This is a genomic window from Pseudomonas sp. GM30 (assembly GCF_000282275.2).
Classification (GTDB): domain Bacteria; phylum Pseudomonadota; class Gammaproteobacteria; order Pseudomonadales; family Pseudomonadaceae; genus Aquipseudomonas.
On the sequence record NZ_AKJP02000022.1, the window covers coordinates 206,001 to 224,181 of the forward strand.

Annotated in this window: 18 protein-coding genes; 9 read left to right on the forward strand and 9 right to left on the reverse strand. The window is 59.3% G+C overall.

Going from position 1 to position 18,181, the window contains the following annotated elements; all coding sequences use genetic code 11:
* The first annotated feature begins 11 nt into the window (after window positions 1-11).
* Window positions 12-626, forward strand: a complete 615-nt coding sequence (locus tag PMI25_RS14240) for a LuxR C-terminal-related transcriptional regulator (protein WP_007965734.1) — start codon at window positions 12-14, stop codon at window positions 624-626.
* Between the two features lie 54 nt (window positions 627-680).
* The gene (locus tag PMI25_RS14245; RefSeq protein WP_007965735.1) at window positions 681-875 is read left to right on the forward strand and encodes a PLDc N-terminal domain-containing protein; all 195 of its coding nucleotides are present in this window, start codon (window positions 681-683) and stop codon (window positions 873-875) included.
* Between the two features lie 97 nt (window positions 876-972).
* On the opposite strand, the gene PMI25_RS14250 is transcribed toward PMI25_RS14245, so the two are convergent.
* Window positions 973-1,971 (reverse strand): bile acid:sodium symporter family protein, encoded by a 999-nt coding sequence (locus PMI25_RS14250; protein ID WP_007965736.1) that lies wholly within the window; start codon window positions 1,969-1,971, stop codon window positions 973-975.
* Window positions 1,972-2,055: 84 nt separating this feature from the next.
* Between PMI25_RS14250 and PMI25_RS14255 the strand changes: the two genes are divergently transcribed.
* From PMI25_RS14255 to PMI25_RS14270, 4 genes are all read left to right on the forward strand, one after another.
* On the forward strand, window positions 2,056-2,844 hold the full coding sequence (locus tag PMI25_RS14255) for an AraC family transcriptional regulator (protein WP_007965738.1): 789 nt from the start codon (window positions 2,056-2,058) through the stop codon (window positions 2,842-2,844).
* 139 nt (window positions 2,845-2,983) lie between these two features.
* On the forward strand, window positions 2,984-4,696 hold the full coding sequence (locus PMI25_RS14260; protein ID WP_045122062.1) for an amidase: 1,713 nt from the start codon (window positions 2,984-2,986) through the stop codon (window positions 4,694-4,696).
* 221 nt (window positions 4,697-4,917) lie between these two features.
* Window positions 4,918-5,391 (forward strand): hypothetical protein, encoded by a 474-nt coding sequence (locus PMI25_RS14265; protein ID WP_007965743.1) that lies wholly within the window; start codon window positions 4,918-4,920, stop codon window positions 5,389-5,391.
* A 289-nt stretch (window positions 5,392-5,680) separates the two neighbouring features.
* Window positions 5,681-6,658, forward strand: a complete 978-nt coding sequence (locus PMI25_RS14270) for a TerC family protein (protein ID WP_007965746.1) — start codon at window positions 5,681-5,683, stop codon at window positions 6,656-6,658.
* Between the two features lie 91 nt (window positions 6,659-6,749).
* On the opposite strand, the gene PMI25_RS14275 is transcribed toward PMI25_RS14270, so the two are convergent.
* Together PMI25_RS14275 and PMI25_RS14280 are read right to left on the reverse strand one after the other, a co-directional pair.
* Window positions 6,750-7,850: a polyamine ABC transporter substrate-binding protein gene (locus PMI25_RS14275; protein WP_007960451.1), complete on the reverse strand. Its 1,101-nt coding sequence runs from the start codon at window positions 7,848-7,850 to the stop codon at window positions 6,750-6,752.
* Between the two features lie 297 nt (window positions 7,851-8,147).
* Entirely contained in the window at window positions 8,148-9,569 is a 1,422-nt protein-coding gene (locus PMI25_RS14280) for a purine-cytosine permease family protein (RefSeq protein ID WP_007960452.1), read from the reverse strand.
* A 324-nt stretch (window positions 9,570-9,893) separates the two neighbouring features.
* On the opposite strand from PMI25_RS14280, the gene PMI25_RS14285 reads away from it, so the two are divergent.
* Window positions 9,894-10,379: a flavin reductase family protein gene (locus tag PMI25_RS14285; protein WP_007960454.1), complete on the forward strand. Its 486-nt coding sequence runs from the start codon at window positions 9,894-9,896 to the stop codon at window positions 10,377-10,379.
* A 147-nt stretch (window positions 10,380-10,526) separates the two neighbouring features.
* Window positions 10,527-11,570 carry an LLM class flavin-dependent oxidoreductase gene (locus PMI25_RS14290; protein WP_007960456.1) on the forward strand — a complete coding sequence of 348 codons (1,044 nt, stop codon included), beginning with the start codon at window positions 10,527-10,529 and terminating at the stop codon, window positions 11,568-11,570.
* A 92-nt stretch (window positions 11,571-11,662) separates the two neighbouring features.
* On the opposite strand, the gene PMI25_RS28920 is transcribed toward PMI25_RS14290, so the two are convergent.
* The 3 genes from PMI25_RS28920 to PMI25_RS14300 form a co-directional block, all read right to left on the reverse strand.
* A complete protein-coding gene (locus tag PMI25_RS28920) occupies window positions 11,663-11,971 on the reverse strand; it encodes a hypothetical protein (protein WP_150113632.1) in 309 nt (102 codons plus the stop codon).
* A gap of 82 nt (window positions 11,972-12,053) precedes the next feature.
* Entirely contained in the window at window positions 12,054-12,623 is a 570-nt protein-coding gene (locus PMI25_RS14295) for a hypothetical protein (RefSeq protein ID WP_045122063.1), read from the reverse strand.
* Between the two features lie 92 nt (window positions 12,624-12,715).
* Window positions 12,716-13,165, reverse strand: coding sequence for a winged helix-turn-helix transcriptional regulator (locus tag PMI25_RS14300; protein WP_007960459.1), 450 nt, complete (start codon window positions 13,163-13,165; stop codon window positions 12,716-12,718).
* Window positions 13,166-13,353: 188 nt separating this feature from the next.
* Between PMI25_RS14300 and PMI25_RS14305 the strand changes: the two genes are divergently transcribed.
* The gene (locus tag PMI25_RS14305) at window positions 13,354-14,172 is read left to right on the forward strand and encodes an alpha/beta fold hydrolase (protein ID WP_007960460.1); all 819 of its coding nucleotides are present in this window, start codon (window positions 13,354-13,356) and stop codon (window positions 14,170-14,172) included.
* Window positions 14,173-14,202: 30 nt separating this feature from the next.
* Here the strand turns inward: PMI25_RS14305 and PMI25_RS14310 are convergent, their stop codons facing one another.
* From PMI25_RS14310 to PMI25_RS14320, 3 genes are read right to left on the reverse strand one after another with little or no spacing between them, the layout of a single operon-like run.
* A complete protein-coding gene (locus tag PMI25_RS14310) occupies window positions 14,203-16,230 on the reverse strand; it encodes an LTA synthase family protein (protein WP_007960461.1) in 2,028 nt (675 codons plus the stop codon).
* Between the two features lie 22 nt (window positions 16,231-16,252).
* On the reverse strand, window positions 16,253-16,864 hold the full coding sequence (locus tag PMI25_RS14315) for a hypothetical protein (RefSeq protein WP_007960462.1): 612 nt from the start codon (window positions 16,862-16,864) through the stop codon (window positions 16,253-16,255).
* The gene (locus PMI25_RS14320; RefSeq protein WP_007960463.1) at window positions 16,864-18,159 is read right to left on the reverse strand and encodes a sialidase family protein; all 1,296 of its coding nucleotides are present in this window, start codon (window positions 18,157-18,159) and stop codon (window positions 16,864-16,866) included. The genes PMI25_RS14315 and PMI25_RS14320 overlap by 1 nt, the downstream gene beginning before the upstream one ends.
* Window positions 18,160-18,181 lie beyond the last annotated feature (22 nt).

An 18,181-nucleotide genomic window follows, 5' to 3' on the forward strand; every position in this document is an offset into this window, starting at 1 on the left:
AGGGTCACGTCATGACTTGCCGCATCATCATAGCCGACGATCACCCGTTGTTTCGCGAGGCCATGCGGCGCACCGTGCAGCGCCTGCTGCCCGAGGCGACTATCGAGGAGGCCGGCGACCTCGACGCCGTGCTGGCCTTGCTGCCCGCCGGCAGCGAGCCGGACACACTGATTCTCGACCTGCGCTTCCCCGGTCTGACCTGCATCAGCCAACTCGCCGAGCTGCGGCGAAAACTGCCGCGCACCACATTGATCGTGGTGTCGATGGTCGACGACGAGGGGTTGATCGGCGAAGTGATGGCGGCTGGCATCGACGGTTTCATCGGCAAGAACATTGCCCCGGATGAGATCGGCGAGGCGATTCTGGCGATCCGCGAAGGCGAAGTGCTGGTCAGGTTCGCCCCTTCCGGGCTGCTGCCGCTGGAGACCGGCACCGCCCTCACCCCGCGTCAGCAGGACGTGTTGCGGCTGATCGCCCAAGGCAAGACCAACAAGGAAATTGCCCGGGAACTGGATATTTCGCCGTTCACCGTGCGCATCCACGTGTCGTCGCTGTTGCGCACGCTCAACGTGCCGTCGCGGGCGGCCGCTGCGGTGAAATATTCGGGAGGCAGTGGCGCAATTTAAATGAACCCTGCGCGCTTGGGCTCACCTAACTGAAAGACCATCAGGAGGTAGCCCATGCAAATTGAACCCGTCTGGATCGTACTCGCCGTCGTTCTTGTGATCATCGAATTGTGGGCGATCAACCGCGTGCGCAAGAGCGCAGGCAAAGGCAGCAACAAAGGCGTGTGGATCATCGCCATCGTGTTCGTACCGTTGTTTGGCCTGATTGCCTGGGCACTGGCCGGGCCGAAACACGTTACGCAGGATTGAGAAAAAACCCGTGTAGGAGCTGCCGCAGGCTGCGATCTTTTGACTTTCAAGATCAAAAGATCGCAGCCTGCGGCAGCTCCTACACGGGAAGCAGTGTTTATGGATCAACCTGCGCCATTAGCTCCGGCAGCGATTCCGGCCGTTTGGCATAGCGCTGCGCCAACACCGCACAGACCATCAATTGAATCTGATGGAACAGCATCAGCGGCAGAATCAACACGCCAATCGTGCTGCCGGCAAACAACACCTGCGCCATTGGCACGCCGGTGGCCAGACTCTTCTTCGAGCCGCAGAACAGAATGGTGATGCGGTCTTCCTGGCTGAAACCGAACGCCTTGCCCAGCAAGGTCGACGCCAGCAGCACCAGCGCCAGCAGAATGCAGCAGACCACCACCAGCCCCAGCAGATCGACTACCGGAATCTGATGCCAGATACCTTCGTTGACCGCCTCGCTGAATGCGCCGTACACCACCAGCAGAATCGAACCCTGATCGACAAACTTCAGCCAGTTCTTGTTGCGGCCGACCCACGCGCCGATCCAGCGCCGAGCGATCTGCCCGGCAATGAACGGCAGCAGCAGTTGCACGCTGATCTTCAAGATCGCATCGAGGGTCGAACCGCCGTCACCGTGCACGTTCAGCAGCAGCGTCACCAGCAACGGCGTGAGGAAGATCCCGAACAGGCTCGACGCCGCTGCACTGCAGATCGCCGCCGGGATATTGCCTCGAGCCAGCGAGGTGAAGGCAATCGCCGACTGCACGGTGGCGGGCAACGCGCAGAGGTAGAGCATGCCCATGTACAGCTTGTCGCCAATCAGCGGCGACAGCAGCGGTTTCAGCGCCAGGCCGAGCAGCGGGAACAGCACGAAGGTCAGGCCGAACACCAACAGGTGCAGGCGCCAGTGGCCGGCACCGGCGATGATCGATTCACGCGACAGTTTCGCGCCATGCAGGAAAAACAGCAGCGCGATGGCGATGTTGGTCAGCCAGCCGAACCCCACCGCGACCTGCCCGCTGGCCGGCAGAAAACTGGCCAGCAGCACGACGCCGATCAGGGTCAGGGTGAAATTGTCGGGCAGGAATCTTGGGCGGGTCATGGGTTTGTTCTTCCGGGGTTGCCAGTACGTGACTGCGACTCTAACGTGAGGAGAAATTACCGACTAACGCCGAAGAGCCGACAGATGCCGCCTAAAGGACATGAGAAAAGCTTCCGGCGCAGCATTCCCGGGTTGCCCAGCCTGCCCCGTCCGCTGTACGGGCGCACCGAATCGCTGCCCAATCGCGCACTGACCCGACGTCACAGTCACCCGTGGGTGCAATTGTCGTACGCGATTCAGGGCGTGCTTGAGGTGCAGACCAGCGCCGGACGTTTCGTCGCGCCACCGGAGCGCGCGGTGTGGATTCCGGCGGGCGTGCCGCACCGAGTGTTCAGCTCGCCGCACACGGAAATGCGCAGCCTGTACATCGATTGCAGCGTGGCCGGCTGGGCGCTTGAGCGCTGTCATGTGCTGGGCGTCAGCGACCTGTTGCGCGAGCTGATTCGTGCGTTCAGTCTGGTCCCGGTGGAATACGACGAGAGCGGCGCGCATGGCCGCCTGGCCCAGGTGATCCTCGATCAACTGGCCGAGGCTCCGCAGATCGACTTGATGCTGCCGCTGCCGCAGGACAGCCGTCTGCAGCAGATCTATCAAAGCCTGGAGCAACATCCGGAACAGCAGACCACACTGCAGCACTGGAGCGAAAAATTCGGCGTCACCGAGAAAACCCTCAGCCGTCTGTTTTTGCGCGACACCGGCCTGACCTTCCGCGCCTGGCGTCAGCGCTTGCGTCTGCTGGGCGCGCTGACCCCGCTGGAACGCGGCGAACGCGTCACCGACGTGGCTCTGGCCTGCGGTTATGACTCGACCTCGGCGTTCATCGCAGCCTTTCGCCAACAGTTTGGCGAGACACCGGGGGAATTTTTTCGTTGAGTTTTGTCGATATTTATCGAATTAGCACATGCCATTCGGCTAAGTTCAGGGTAGAGTTTCGCTCATCGGTAATTCTTCACACGTTTCGACGATAACCATAATGACCCACCCCTTTAGCGAACCTGTCGGCGGTAACAGCATGATCGAAGTCACTGAAGTCTCCATTGCTCAATTACGCGCGGCGCTCGACGCCGGCCAGACCACCGCGGTTGAACTGGTGCAGGCCTATCTGGCCCGGATCGACGCCTACGACGGCCCGAACACCGCCACCGCACTGAATGCCGTGGTGGTGCGCAACCCCGAGGCTTTGGCTGAAGCCCAGGCGTCCGATGCGCGCCGCGCCAAGGGCGAAACCCTCGGCCCGCTCGACGGTATCCCTTACACCGCCAAGGACAGCTATCTGGTCAAGGGGCTGACCGCCGCCTCGGGCAGCCCGGCCTTCGCCGATCTGGTGGCGCATCGCGACGCCTTCACCATCGAACGCCTGCGCGCCGCCGGGGCGATCTGCCTGGGCAAGACCAACATGCCGCCGATGGCCAATGGCGGCATGCAGCGTGGCGTCTATGGCCGGGCCGAAAGCCCTTACAACGCGGCCTACCTGACCGCGCCGTTTGCTTCCGGCTCGTCCAACGGTGCCGGCACCGCTACCGCTGCGAGTTTCTCGGCCTTCGGCCTGGCGGAAGAAACCTGGTCGAGCGGTCGCGGCCCGGCGTCGAACAACGGTCTGTGCGCCTACACGCCATCGCGCGGGGTGATTTCGGTACGCGGCAACTGGCCGCTGACGCCGACCATGGACGTGGTGGTGCCGTACGCCCGGACCATGGCCGATCTGCTTGAAGTGCTCGATGTGGTGGTCGCCGAAGACCCCGACACCCGTGGCGATCTGTGGCGCCTGCAGCCGTGGGTGCCGATCCCGAGCGTTGCTTCGGTACGCCCGGCGTCCTACGCTGAACTGGCGGTGAAATCCGATGCACTGGCCGGCAAACGCCTCGGTGTGCCGAAGATGTACATCAATGCCGACCCTGAAGCCGGCACCAGCGAAGCCCCAGGCATCGGCGGCCCGACCGGGCAGCGCATCAACACCCGCCCTTCGGTGATCGACCTGTGGAAACAGGCTCGCGCCGCTCTGGAAGCGGCCGGCGCCGAAGTCATCGAAGTGGATTTCCCGCTGGTCTCCAACTGCGAAGGCGACCGCCCCGGCGCACCGACCGTGTTCAATCGCGGCATCGTCTCCAAGGAATTTCTGCACCACGAACTGTGGGACCTGTCAGCCTGGGCCTTCGATGATTTCCTGCGCGCCAACGGTGATCCCAAGCTCAACCGTCTGGCCGACGTCGACGGGCCGAAAATATTCCCGCACGACCCGGGCACCCTGCCCAACCGTGAAGGCGATCTGGCCGCCGGCATGGACGAATACGTGCGCATGGCCCAACGCGGCATCACCCCGTGGGACCAGATACCGACCCTGCCGGACGGCCTGCGCGGCCTGGAAAAGACCCGCAAGCTCGACCTCGAAGACTGGATGGATGCGCTGAAACTCGACGCGGTATTGTTCCCGACCAACGCCGACGTCGGCCCGGCAGATGCCGATATCAATCCGGAATCAGCGGACATCGCCTGGAGCAATGGTGTCTGGGTCGCCAACGGCAATCTGGCGATCCGGCACCTCGGCGTGCCGACTGTCACCGTACCAATGGGGATCATGGCCGACATCGGCATGCCGGTTGGTCTGACTTTCGCCGGTCGTGCTTACGATGACTCGAATCTGTTGCGTCTGGCCTCGGCGTTCGAGGCGACCGGTTCGAAGCGTCAGGTGCCGCCGCGCACTCCGGCGCTGACTGCCGGCAAGTAACAGAGAGGGTTGGATTGAGGCTCGATAGGGTCTCAATCCGCTTTCGGCGCATTAACCCCACTCGTTTCTGCATCACTACACACCTGCCAACACACTCCCCCATACCTGACAACTGATAGTTCTGACAGTAGCGGTCGAACAGGACGGCGAGTAACGTTCTCGCTCAATGGGCTTTTCATTTAGAAACCCCAAAAACCGTTGAGCACTGAAGGAACGCAACCATGAGCAATGCCATTCTGCTTAAACAACTTGGCGTCGATGAAAACTCGAAGCCATTACCCATCAAAGTAAAACAGCAACCCGAGGATAAATACTACAAAGCCAAATTCACCCCTGATTTTCCGCCCATTCCGAGTTTCGAACCGAATCTGTTTATTTATGCTTCCTTGCTTCCCGGCTCAGTCAGTATCATCGGCCGACATCACACAGCGGACGATTTCTACCAGATTACTATCATCATTGATCAGAAGCTCGAAAGCGGCACATACCCGATTAAGAAAGGTGACGAAAGCCGTGTGCGTGCCAACGTCATTTCCGCTGGAGGGATCATTTCGAGTGACAAGGGCGAAATCAAACTTAAGCGAGACAACATAAAAGAATCAATCTACGCAGAATTTGATTTTCAAATAGAATCCGGTGGAACGTCCTACAAAGTAGAGGGCAGATTAGAACTGCGGGCGACGGGTCCTCTTTAAAATCCTCCACAATAGGAAAGTCATTCGTAAACACACATCAATGCCAAACGGGTAAGTGCCTGCCCGCAGTGTTTGGCAGCTGTGCCTTCCAAATGAATTCACGCTAAAAATTACTCTGTATTCACGCATCAATGCCGTTCGTCATTGCAAATGATGCCTGCCGCAAAAAAGCCAGACACTTCGTTTTTATCGAATCCTGCCTCAGAAATATACGATTTTTCCTTGGCATTCACTCCTCGCTAGCATGTCCCGGTCTGCCTCCAACGACATAAAAGACAGGGAGATTGCCATGCCAACTGACAATATCAACATCGGCGAACCATGGATGTGGGGCGCGTTTATCGTCTTCGTCCTCGCTATGCTTGCACTGGATCTGTTCGTCCTCGGCGGACGCAAGGCGCACCGCGTTTCAGTGCGCGAAGCGTCCTGTTGGGTGATCGCCTGGTGCGCACTGGCCATGGCTTTCGCCGGATTGCTCTGGTGGTATCTGCACGGCGAATTCGGCGCCGAGATTGCCCAGCGCAAAACCCTGGAATTCCTCACCGGTTATCTGATCGAACAGTCGCTGTCGATCGACAACATGTTCGTCTTCGTGATGATCTTCAGCTACTTCGCCGTGCCACCGGAATTGCAACGGCGGGTGCTGCTGTATGGCGTGCTCGGGGCGATCGTGATGCGCGCGGCGATGATCTTCGCCGGGGTGTGGCTGGTATCGCAGTTCGAGTGGCTGTTGTATGCCTTCGGGGTGTTCCTGATTATCACCGGGATCAAGATGCTGATGTTTGCCGAGCAGCAACCTGATCTCGACAAAAACCCGCTGCTGTGCTGGGTGCGCGGACACATGCGGATCACTCAGGGCTTTCATGGCGAGCGCTTTTTCGTGCTGCAGAACGGCGTGCGCTGGGCCACGCCGATGTTCCTGGTGCTGGTGCTGATCGAGGCCAGCGACCTGATGTTTGCGGTCGACAGCATCCCGGCGATCTTCGCAGTCACCACCGATCCGTTCATCGTGTTCACCTCGAATATCTTCGCGATCATGGGCCTACGGGCGCTGTACTTCTTGCTGGCGGACATGGCTGACCGCTTTCATTTGCTCAAGTACGGACTGGCGATCGTGCTGGTGTTCATCGGCGGCAAAATGACGCTGATGCCCTGGTTCCACATGCCGGTGGAATGGTCGCTGGCGGTGGTCGGTGGGGTGATACTGGGGTCGGTGGTAATGAGCCTGCTCATCACCCGCACGGAAGACCCAACCCAATCCCTGTAGGCGCTGCCGCAGGCTGCGATCTTTTGATTTTGCTTCCTGAAAAACAAGATCAAAAGATCGCAGCCTGCGGCAGCTCCTACAGGGGGGGTAGTTACTTGTCGGACTTGATGCTGGTCCACACCCGCGTGCGTACGCGTTCGAGTTTTTGCGGCAGTGGCTGGACCACGTAGAGGGTTTTCAGGGCTTCAGGCGTTGGCGTCAGGTTCGGGTTGGCGGTGATGTCTTTGTTCACCAGCGGCATCGAATCCTTGTTCACGTTCGGGTAGCCGAGGAAATCACTGATCGGCGCAATGACTTTCGGATCGAGCAAGGTGTTGAGGAACTCGTGCGCCTCTTCGACATTCTTCGCGCTCTTCGGAATGGCAAAGGTATCGAACCAGATCGGCGCGCCCTCTTTCGGCAAGCGCCAGTCAACCACCACACCGTTGCCCGCCTCTTTCGCACGGTTGCCGAACTGATAGAAGCTGCCGGAGTAACCGATGGCCACGCAGATGTCGCCGTTGGCGATGTCAGTCATGTATTTGGCCGAGTTGAAGTAGGTCACGTACGGACGAATCTTCAGCATCAGGTCCTTGGCCTTTTCATAGTCGGCCGGGTTCTGGCTGTTCGGGTCGAGGCCGAGGTAATGCAGGGCCAGCGGCAGAATTTCCGACGGCGAATCGAGCATCGCCACGCCGCAGGATTTGAGCTTCTCCATATTCTCCGGCTTGAACACCAGATCCCAGCTGTCGACCGGCGCGTTGTCACCAAGCGCTGCCTTGACCTTGGCCGGGTTGAAACCGATCAGTACCGTGCCGTACATGTAGGGCACGCCGTACTGATTGCCAGGGTCATTGGCGTCGAGCAGTTTGAGCAGCGCCGGATCCTGGTGACTCCAGTTCGGCAGTTTCGACTTGTCGAGTTTCTGGAACACGCCGGCCTTGATCTGAGTGTCGATGAACTGGTTCGACGGCACCACCAGGTCATAGCCGGAGTTGCCGGTGAGCAGCTTGGCTTCCAGCGATTCATTGGTGTCGAAGGTGTCCCAGGTCACTTTGATGCCGGTTTTCGCGGCGAAATCCTTGGGCACCGACGGCAGGATGTAATCCGCCCAGTTGTAGACCCGCAGCTCGCGCTGCTCGGCGTGTACCGCGCTGGCCAGCAGCGTCAGCCCACACACGGTGGCACCCAGAATGCGTTTCATCGTGACCATGGTTGTTTCCCCGGAATGCGACGTGAGATCGATGGTTTTTATGTTCTGTACACGGCAGCGGCTGTAAAGGTAGCCAAGGGCAAGCAAAGTCCAGCGTTTAGTTATGGCTTTGATTCTTGCCGACCACGCGGTCGTGGCACAGTGGGGGATGGGCCAAAAGGGGATCGAAATGGCCAATATGAATGACCGCACGAATGCACAAGGTCTAAGGAAACGTCACTTGTGGTGAGGGGATTTATCCCCGATGGGTTGCGAAGCGGCCCCTTTATATCTCAAAGGGGGCCGCACTCGCTGATGTCACGACTGCTTCGCAGCCGATCGGGGATAAATCCCCTCGCCACGTTGCTTCTGCATCTGCCCGCGTGTGGCGAGGCAGTAATACAACGGCACTGTCACCACCAGGCCAAACAGCCACGACAGATCCGCACCGTCCACCAGATTGGCGTACGGCCCGACGTACAGCGAGGTGTTGGCGAACGGCAACTGCACGATGATGCCGATGAAATAGGCAATAATCGCGTGCAGATTGAAGCGCCCGTAAATGCCACCGTCCGCGCGAAAGATCGAGGTGATGTCATAGCTGCCGCGCTTGATCAGGTAGAAGTCGATCAGATTGATCGACGCCCACGGCACCAGCACCAGCAGCAACGCCAGAATCAGCCCGATGAACTGCGAAATGAAATCCGCCGAAGCACCGAGCGCCACCACGCAGCAAGCCGCCAGCACCACGCTCGACAACACCACGCGCACCCTGATGCTCGGCGTCCACTGGCTGGCGAACGTCTGGATCGAGGTGATGATCGACAGCACCGCGCCATACAGATTCAGCGCGTTGTGGCTGATGATGTTGAGCAAGAACAGCACCATCAGAATCGGTCCCAGCCACCCGGTGGACTGCTTGACCGCCGCCATCGCCTCGGTGCCTTCCGGCGTCGCCAGAACCGCCACCGCGCCAAAGCTGAACGACAGAATCGTGCCCAGCGTCGCGCCCAGATAAGTAGCCCAGAACGGTTTGGCGATGCCGATATCCGCCGGCAGATAACGCGAATAGTCGGACACGTACGGCGAGAAGCTGATCTGCCAGATGATCCCCAGCGACACCGTCGCCAGCCAGCCGGACAGATTGAAACTGCCGCGCGTCAGGAAGTCCGCCGGCAAGTCGTGAGCGAAGATGTAAATGAAACCGGCGAGCAGCGCGCTGCCCATCACCCAGGTGCCGATGCGGTTCAGTGTATGGATGAAGTTGTAGCCGATCACACCAATCGCCGTGGCCGCCAGTGCGCCGATCAGAATGCTCAGCGGCGCCGGTACCGACGGTGCAATGCCGACAATCGATTTACCGGCAAGCACGATGTTGGAAATGAAGAAACCGATGTAGATCAGCGCCGCAAAAAACACGATCAGCAGTGCGCCGTAACGCCCGAACTGACCACGACTCTGGACCATTTGCGGAATGCCCATGCGCGGGCCTTGCGCCGACGCCAGCGCGATCACCACCCCGCCGATCAGGTGCCCCAGCGCAATCGCCAGCAGCCCCCAGAACAAGTCGAGATGAAACACCTGAACCACCATGGCCCCGGTGACGATCGGCAGTGGCGCAATGTTGGTGCTGAACCAAAGGGTGAAAAGGTCGCGGGCCTTCCCGTGGCGTTCCGCGAGTGGGACGTAGTCGACCGTGTGATTCTCGATCAACGGATCTTGCCGGGACATCTGGGACATATGCATGAACTCGAGTTTGTCTGTTCTTATCTTTGTATGAAGCCAAACCGGGGGGACTCTTTGGCCGCCCCTCAGATGCAGACCATATTATGGTATTCCAAACATTTCACAAGACTGATCCGTAGTTTACGGCGCCAGCTGATACGCCATCTTCAATGATCCTGCGGCCTGCAGGCCAGCCGAAAGCCCAATAAATGCTGAGTTTCCGACGAAAGCACCACGTTTATCGGTTCAGCCTAAAAGCCCTTGCAAAGAAAAAATACTGGTATACCATCAGACCAACAAATACATAAAAATCGCGTCACAACACCCGAGGATCACCCAATGATCGATACTGCCATTTACAAACAAGTCATGGGCTCGTTTCCGTCCGGCGTCACTGTCATCACCACGCTGGACGATGACGGCCAGATCGTTGGCCTCACTGCCAGCGCCTTCAGCTCACTGTCGATGGACCCGGCGCTGGTGCTGTTCTGCCCCAACTACAGCTCCGACTCCTACCCTGTACTGATCAAGAACAAGCGCTTTGCGATCCACGTCCTCTCCGGTGGCCAGCAGAGCGAAGCCTATGCCTTCGCCCGCAAAGGCAAGGACAAGGCGCAAGGCATCGAGTGGACATTGAGCGAGCTGGGCAATCCGATCCTGGCCAATGCGACGGCTATCATCGAGTGTGAGTTGTGGCGCGAATACGAAGGTGGTGACCACGCGATCATGGTCGGCGCAGTGAAAAATCTGATCGTCCCGGAGCAAATCGCCGGGCCGCTGGTTTACTGCCACGGCAAGATGGGCGCCCTGCCCGTTCTGGCCTGATCGTCAGCCCTACACAAATCAACTGTGGGAGCGAGCTTGCTCGCGAAGGCGTCTTGTCAGTCGCCATAGATGCTGGCCGTTACACCGCTTTCGCGAGCAAGCCCCTCACACCAGTAGCCTCAACAACAAAAGATCCGAGGAAGCGTCATGAAATTTTCCCTGTTCATCCACATGGAACGCTGGGACGAAAGCGTCAGCCACCGCCAACTGTTCGAAGACCTGACCGAACTGACCCTGATGGCCGAGGCCGGTGGTTTCAGCACCGTGTGGATCGGCGAACACCACGCGATGGAATACACCATCTCGCCAAGCCCGATGCCGCTGCTGGCCTACCTCGCCGCCAAAACCACCACCATTCACCTCGGCGCCGGCACCATCATCGCGCCGTTCTGGCACCCGCTGCGGGTCGCTGGTGAATGCGCGCTGCTCGACGTCATCAGCAACGGACGCATGGAAGTCGGCCTGGCCCGTGGCGCCTATCAGGTTGAGTTCGACCGCATGGCCGGCGGCATGCCTGCTTCATCCGGCGGCCAGGCACTGCGCGAGATGGTCCCGGTGGTCCGCGCCCTCTGGCAAGGCGACTACGCCCACGACGGCGACATCTGGAAATTCCCCACCTCCACCAGCGTGCCGAAACCGATCCAGAAGCCGAATCCGCCAATGTGGATCGCCGCCCGCGACCCCGACTCGCACAACTTCGCCGTGGCCAACGGCTGCAACGTGATGGTCACGCCGTTGATGAAAGGCGACGAAGAAGTCCTCGACCTGAAGAACAAATTCCAGACCGCACTGGACAACAATCCAGACGTGCCGCGTCCGCAACTGATGGTGCTGCGCCACACCCATGTGCACTCGGCGGACGATCCGGACGGCTGGAAAGTCGGTGCAAAAGCCATCTCGCGTTTCTACCGCACCTTCGATGCCTGGTTCGGCAACAAGGAAGTACCGGTCAACGGCTTCCTCGCTCCGAGTCCGGAAGAGAAATTTGCCGGGCGTCCGGAGTTTGAACTGGAGAGTTTGCACAAGACGGCGATGATTGGTACGCCGGAGGAGATCATTCCGCGCATCAAGTACTACCAGGAACTGGGGGTGGATGAGTTCAGTTTCTGGTGTGACAACAGCTTGCCGCATGCAGAGAAGAAGAAGTCGCTGGAGTTGTTTATCAAGTATGTGGTGCCGGCGTTTCGCTGAGCGACTTGTAAAAAAACCGGGCATCAGCCCGGTTTTTTGATAGGTATCTCCGAAACAGTTCGAATATCAAAGGAAATTTTGCAATCAACAATTCAATACCGATAATCCGCAAAGAAAAATAGCGCATACAAAAAGAATGCAAAAACTGCTAATGCCGCCCGCCCGGCGGGGTCAGCATCCGGGCCTAATCCACCGGGTGCAATGGCAACCGTCGCCCCTCTTGAATAGTTATAAACACCTTGAGCAAACCATAACTGAACAGCAAGTACCGTAAAAAAACGTCCCCAGCTGCCATTGAATTGGAAGTAGCCATTGAGTAGTGCTGCGAGCAATAGCCCTCCCCCCACCCAATAACGGTATTTGAATAACCAGTTGATTCTTGATTTACCTGTTACAGACATCGACAGTTCCTTTAACGATATTGCCTCAAACGTCCTGCGCGCCCAAAAAACTGGAAACGCTACCTGCGGTCACAGGTATGGTTCATTCGAGCGGGACCCGCCCACCTTCATCATTGAAATAATCATGAAACGCGTCAATGATTGCGTCAAAAGTGCCATCGCGACCTTTAAGGGCTTGAAACTCTTTGGAACTGATAAAGTTACGCCCTACGCCCTCGGAAAATTTTAACTTGGCATTGGCCTTACTCAGAGCCAGCACACCAAACTCTTCGTAAGCGCTTTCAAACAATAGCCAATCAAAACCCAGATTACCGACGATCATCGGATAATCCGCAGTACCTTTGAAAAAATCCCGAAAGCCAGAATTCAAGACTTCGATACTTTCACCGACATTGTTCCCATCGAAAAGGTAGCACAAGCCAGGAGGTGCGCTGAACAAGGCGAATACGTCTGTCGAGAAAACTTCATAGTTCAAGCAAACCAGTTCACTGAGAACATCAGTAGTACTTAGCATTGGTCTTTCAAAAAAATAATACTCAAGCCCTGAATCAAGAAAGACCATCGCAGGAAGATCTTTCTCCAAATCAAGGTGATTCGCTAACGCTGCCGTTATCCGATTCACTTCTTTAAATTCAACTTTTAACAGGCTCATTTACTCAACCTTGAATCGGATTTTGACAGTCGGGCTTGTAACAGGGATTGAACAATCGATGCGGTTGCGGTTTTCCGGGGTTAATCCTTGGTTCAGTGCGCAACGCCCAACTTCGTCGCCACGTCCTGGGGTGCCAGCAGGCGGCCATCCGCTGAACGCAATTCCAGTTTGCTGATCGGCTGACGCTGCTGCGCATCAACCATCACCGAACCCGGCTCACCCGGCGCATACAGGTGCTCACCGCCCCACTGCGACAGCGCAACGATCACCGTCTGCAAGGCCTTGCCGCGTTCAGTCAGCACGTATTCCTTGTAGGCACCGCCATCGGCGGCCGGCACGGTTTGCAGAATCCCCTGCTCGACCAGGGCCTTGAGCCGGGCGCTGAGCATGTTCTTGGCGATGTCCAGATTTTTCTGAAAATCGCTGAAACGGCGGATGCCCTCCAGCGCATCGCGGATGATCAGCAGCGACCACCAGTCGCCGATCAGATCCAGCGTACGGGCGACCGGGCAGGCATTGCCGTGCAGGCTTTTGCGCTTCACAGGGTGTTTCTCCATCAAACCAGCGTGTGGTTGCATCTTACAACTGTGACGCTGGAAAAGAACCTCGCCGCCCGCCATGGCAATTGAGCACTTGCGTACAAGTGACCGCCGCGATTTGCGCCGATAGTGATGAGCGGCCATTGCGGCATCCGGCCTTCCCGAACGATCGCCCACACCAAGGAGTTTCCATGAGCACATTCACTACCGATGACGGCACACAGATCTATTTCAAGGACTGGGGCAGCGGCAAACCCGTGTTGTTCAGCCATGGCTGGCCGCTGGATGCCGACATGTGGGAATACCAGATGGAATACCTGAGCAGTCGCGGCTACCGCACGATTGCCTTCGACCGCCGTGGTTTCGGCCGCTCCGATCAACCGTGGACCGGCTACGACTACGACACCTTCGCCGATGACATCGCGCAACTGATCAACCACCTCGACCTGCGCGACGTCACACTGGTCGGCTTCTCCATGGGTGGTGGCGACGTCAGCCGCTACATCGCCCGCCACGGCAGCGAGCGCGTTGCCGGGCTGGTGTTGCTGGGTGCGGTGACGCCGCTGTTCGGCAAGAAGGCCGACTATCCGCAAGGCGTCGACACGGCGGTGTTCGACGGAATCAAGGCTGGCCTGCTCAAGGATCGCGCGCAGTTCATCGCGGATTTCGCCGCGCCGTTCTACGGCACCAATCAGGGCCAGACAGTCTCCGACGGCGTGCTCACGCAAACCCTGAACATCGCCCTGCTCGCCTCGCTGAAAGGCACCGTGGATTGTGTCACCGCGTTCTCCGAAACCGACTTCCGACCGGACATGGCGAAGATCGACGTGCCGACCCTGGTGATCCACGGTGACGGCGATCAGATCGTGCCGTTCGAAACCACCGGCAAGCAAGCCGCCGCGCTGATCAAAGGCGCTGAGCTGAAAGTCTATGCCGGCGCCCCCCACGGTTTTGCCGTAACGCACACCGAAGCGCTGAACGAAGATTTGCTGGCTTTCCTCAACCGCTAAAAACGCTGCGCTGATCAGGCACCCACCCGGTCAGCGCACGTTGCGATACAGCATCAGCCGCGCGCTCTCGTGTAGCCCCCGCGTCAGTTCCACCAGGCGCTGGAATTCCTCGGGATTTTGCCCGGCGACGTTATCCAGCGGGGTCTTCGACGCCAGGTCATGCAGGGTCGGTGAGCTGCCGTCGTGCTGCATCTGCAAGAGGAAATCCTTGGTCACCCCGCCAATCACCGGGAACGTGCCCTCGCGCAGCACCAGCGGCACCACGCGCTCACCTTCCGGAGCCGGTTGCTGGACATCGCGGCCCATCGCGCCATTGCTGAACGGCACGCCGGCCATCCCCGCCACCGTCGGCAGCAGATCCGTCAGCCCCACCGCTTGCTCGATGACCTTCGGCGCCAGCAGCCCCGGGGCGTGAATCAGCAGCGGCACATGATTACTTTCCAGCCCCAGTTGCTCGAACGCCGGCGGCATGTGCGGGATCTGGCTGATGCGCGTGTTGTGGTCGCCGAAGAACACAAAAATCGTGTTGTCGTAATAGCCGCCGGCCTTGGCCAATTCCATTAATTTGCCGATATTGAAGTCCAGCAGGCGCACCGCGTTGTATTGCTCGACGCTGCGCGAACCGGCGGCCTGCACCTGTTCCAGCGACAGGTTGCTGACCTCGAAGCCGTCGTTGTCCTTGGGGATGGTGAACGGTCGATGGTTGCCCGAGGTTTGCACGTAGGCGAAGAACGGTCGGTCCTTCGGCAGGTCGCGCAGGATGCGGTCGCTCTCCTTGAACAGATCCAGATCGGAAATCCCCCACACGTCCACCAGCGGCGAACGCCAGTCACTCTCCTGATACAGGCGCACGCCGTCGATGCTCTGCTGGATCAGCGCGTTGATGTTGGCCCAACCGGCATTGCCGCCGATCATGTAGAGCTTCTGGTAATCGGTGAACGCATTGATCAGCGTGTGCTGACGGGTGATCAGCGGATGGCGCGTCGCAGTCTCGCGGCGGGTCACGTCGGGGACGCCGGTGATGCTTGCCCACACGGTTTTCGCGGTGCCGGTGACTGGCACATAGAAGTGCTTGAAAAACCAGCTTTGGGTCGCCAGTTGATCGAGGTTCGGCGTCGGGTTCAGCGGATTGCCGTAGGCGCCGACGGCGCTGGTGCCCAGTGATTCGAGCATGACGAACATCACATTCGGCGCGCCCGGCAGCCGATACGGCTGCACGGCTTGCTGCCGCTCGAAACTCAGGCTTTGCGGATCCGGTCGATCCACGTCCAGATAGCGGGCAATCACTGGATAGTGCTCGCGCACCTGCTGCTCATCGAATTGCGCCTGCCCGGTTTTCAACGTGTCGTACAGGAACAGCACCGGGTTCAGACCGACCGCGGCGATCTGCGCGTTACCGGAGAAGAAAGCATCGCTCCAGCGCAGCGGCACCGGGTTTTCCAGATTGAGATTGTCGACGCGACCCAGCAGCGCCAGCAGCACCGCGAACACGCCCAGCCCGGTGCCGAATGCCAGCGATGAACGCCGTATAACCTTGGCTTCACGGGCCAGTGTCAGCCGTTCCAGCTGCAAAAGTCCGTAGAAGCAGACGCCCAGCACCGCCAACCAGCCGAGCGCGACCCACAGCACCGGATAGGTTTCCCAGACCATCTGTTGCGAGATCTGCGCGTCTTCCAGGTAACGCAGCACCGTGGCGTTGATCCGCACGCCAAGATAGGCGTAATGACCGAAATCGATGATGTACAGCAGGCCGATAACGCCGAGCGCCAGCAGCCAGTAAATTCGCGCGACCCAGCGCAACCACCGCAACCGCGTGAGGTTCCAGCGCGGCAGCCAGGCCAGCAGCGCCAATGGCAGGATCAGCAGCACGGCGAGGCGCAAGTCGAAACGCAAGCCGATACCGAGGGTTTCGCGCAGTGCCGGGTTATCGATGAACTCGCTGGGCGCGATCCCGGAAAACCCCAGCACAAACACCAACCTGAGCACGGCAAACAACAAGAACGCCAAACCTGCCGCACCCACGCTGTAGCGCAGGCGTCGCGATTGCAACCAGCCCATCATTGACCTCAGTGTCGTTGGTTCAAATAGAAGATGTCGTGCTTGCCGTTGCGGCTCGCAGCAGACGCCAGACCTCACGGATACACAGCGCCGCAGCGGCGACCAGGCAGTAACCCAGCAGCAGCGGATCGATCAGGTAATCCCAATAGTTTTCCGAGGCCTTGAGACGCAAGGCGAACGCCAGCGTGCCCAAAGCGATCATCGACACTGCCAGCGTATTGCGCAGCCACAACAGCGCCAGTGCCAGCAGGCCGATACAGACGATCATCGGCTGTGGGTTGAAGCCCCAGCGGTACGGATCGACATACGTCAGGCCCATCGTCGCCGGGTACAACAGCGCGGCCAGCACGGTGAACAGCACCAGCATCTGCACCCGTGCCGACAATGTCTGCCGCTCGACCACGCCCAGCCGGACCAGACTGGCCCAGCCGAGCAACACCAGCGTGGTGATCGCCAGATCATCGGTGAAGCTGCGCACGTACGCCGCCAAAGGCAGTTCGTTGATTGGCACGAAGCTGACCAGCGCCAGCAGCGGCAACAGCCACGGGCGCCAGCGTTGCGTGCATTGCAACGAGCCGAGCAGGACAAAACCGAGCAGGATAAAGGTCAAATGGGCTTGCCAGAGAGACAGCATCACAGGCGCTCCGCCAGCCACGCTTCATTGAAGCTGACATGTTTGATGAAGGTGTTATTCCACGAATACACCAGGTGATAGAGGCCATCGCTGTCGCGACTGAAGTACGGGTATTCGTACTCGAAATCACAACCCTGCGGCTTGCACACCCGGTAATCCAGATTGCTCAGAAAGCGCTGTTCCAGCGGCAAGCGCCGGGCACCACTGGAAGCGCGAAAGCCTTCGCCGATGATCGCCCTGTAGGCTTCGGGAGCGAACGGCTGGCCGAGCGGATCGGGCGACTGATCGAGTTCGATCACGTTGCGCCAGTTGCTCAGGTTGGCATCAGTGCCGTAGAGGCTGAGCTTGAAGCGCCCGTCCTGCAGGTCATTGAGCGCCACCAGCAGACCGTTGTCACCGGTGCCGACCGCCGCGAGCGATGAATTGGGATTGGCCGGCTCCAGCGGATACGGCTCGCTCCACGTCTGCCCGGCGTCCTCGGTGCGGCTGGCCAGCACTCGATGATGGGTGTCGCCGGCATAACGCAGCATGGCCACGGCACGTTTTCCGTCCAGCGGCACAATGGTCGGCTGCAACGAATGCTTGCCACGGCTGATACGGAATTTGTCGATCACCGCGCCGTCCGCGCTCAAGTACAGGTACTCGGCAAATTTGCCCATGAACTCGTGATACACCGGCAGACCGATCGAGCCGTCGGCATGGAACACCGGCGCGGCGCGCACCAGCGTACTGATATTGAAAAACGGCGAAGTGATCAACTGCCGTGGCACCGACCAGTTGCGCCCGAAATCATCCGAGACCATCAGGTTGATCGCACTGGTGGCCCAGCCGCCCACAGACACCGAAACATAGAACATCCACAGACGTTGATCCGGCGCGAGGGCGATCACCGGGTTGCCCAGTTTGCGAATGTAGCGGCGGGTGCCGTCGCGGGTCGATTCGCGGGTGGCCAGCACCTGCTCGGCGCCCCACTCCGCGGTGTTGGCGTCAAAGCGGGCGGTACGGATCTGCACGTCGGCAGCGCCCTCGCGGGAGCCGGCGAACCACACCGCCATCAGGTCGCCGCCCGGCAGTGCGGTCACCGACGAGGAGTGCACGAAATCATTCAATTGCGAGGAGACGAAACGACTGCTGTACAGCGGCTCCGGTGCCTGCAGCGAGGCATCGACCGGCGGTGCCGCCACGGCAAACGGCGCCAGCATATGCGCCGGATGACTGCGCCAGGCACCAAAGAAAACCAGGCTCACGGCCAGTCCGCCGAGGGCAAATTTCAAGCGATCGGGAAGCGCACGCATAGTGGACTCACGGCAAAAACAG

What these genes read in the sequence shown, in the direction of transcription:
- PMI25_RS14240 (WP_007965734.1), top strand. Translation starts at nt 12, where the DNA reads ATGACTTGCCGCATCATCATAGCCGACGATCACCCGTTGTTTCGCGAG.
- PMI25_RS14245 (WP_007965735.1), top strand. Translation starts at nt 681, where the DNA reads ATGCAAATTGAACCCGTCTGGATCGTACTCGCCGTCGTTCTTGTGATC.
- PMI25_RS14250 (WP_007965736.1), bottom strand. Translation starts at nt 1,971, where the DNA reads ATGACCCGCCCAAGATTCCTGCCCGACAATTTCACCCTGACCCTGATC.
- PMI25_RS14255 (WP_007965738.1), top strand. Translation starts at nt 2,056, where the DNA reads ATGCCGCCTAAAGGACATGAGAAAAGCTTCCGGCGCAGCATTCCCGGG.
- PMI25_RS14260 (WP_045122062.1), top strand. Translation starts at nt 2,984, where the DNA reads ATGATCGAAGTCACTGAAGTCTCCATTGCTCAATTACGCGCGGCGCTC.
- PMI25_RS14265 (WP_007965743.1), top strand. Translation starts at nt 4,918, where the DNA reads ATGAGCAATGCCATTCTGCTTAAACAACTTGGCGTCGATGAAAACTCG.
- PMI25_RS14270 (WP_007965746.1), top strand. Translation starts at nt 5,681, where the DNA reads ATGCCAACTGACAATATCAACATCGGCGAACCATGGATGTGGGGCGCG.
- PMI25_RS14275 (WP_007960451.1), bottom strand. Translation starts at nt 7,850, where the DNA reads ATGGTCACGATGAAACGCATTCTGGGTGCCACCGTGTGTGGGCTGACG.
- PMI25_RS14280 (WP_007960452.1), bottom strand. Translation starts at nt 9,569, where the DNA reads ATGTCCCAGATGTCCCGGCAAGATCCGTTGATCGAGAATCACACGGTC.
- PMI25_RS14285 (WP_007960454.1), top strand. Translation starts at nt 9,894, where the DNA reads ATGATCGATACTGCCATTTACAAACAAGTCATGGGCTCGTTTCCGTCC.
- PMI25_RS14290 (WP_007960456.1), top strand. Translation starts at nt 10,527, where the DNA reads ATGAAATTTTCCCTGTTCATCCACATGGAACGCTGGGACGAAAGCGTC.
- PMI25_RS28920 (WP_150113632.1), bottom strand. Translation starts at nt 11,971, where the DNA reads ATGTCTGTAACAGGTAAATCAAGAATCAACTGGTTATTCAAATACCGT.
- PMI25_RS14295 (WP_045122063.1), bottom strand. Translation starts at nt 12,623, where the DNA reads ATGAGCCTGTTAAAAGTTGAATTTAAAGAAGTGAATCGGATAACGGCA.
- PMI25_RS14305 (WP_007960460.1), top strand. Translation starts at nt 13,354, where the DNA reads ATGAGCACATTCACTACCGATGACGGCACACAGATCTATTTCAAGGAC.
- PMI25_RS14310 (WP_007960461.1), bottom strand. Translation starts at nt 16,230, where the DNA reads ATGGGCTGGTTGCAATCGCGACGCCTGCGCTACAGCGTGGGTGCGGCA.
- PMI25_RS14315 (WP_007960462.1), bottom strand. Translation starts at nt 16,864, where the DNA reads ATGCTGTCTCTCTGGCAAGCCCATTTGACCTTTATCCTGCTCGGTTTT.
- PMI25_RS14320 (WP_007960463.1), bottom strand. Translation starts at nt 18,159, where the DNA reads ATGCGTGCGCTTCCCGATCGCTTGAAATTTGCCCTCGGCGGACTGGCC.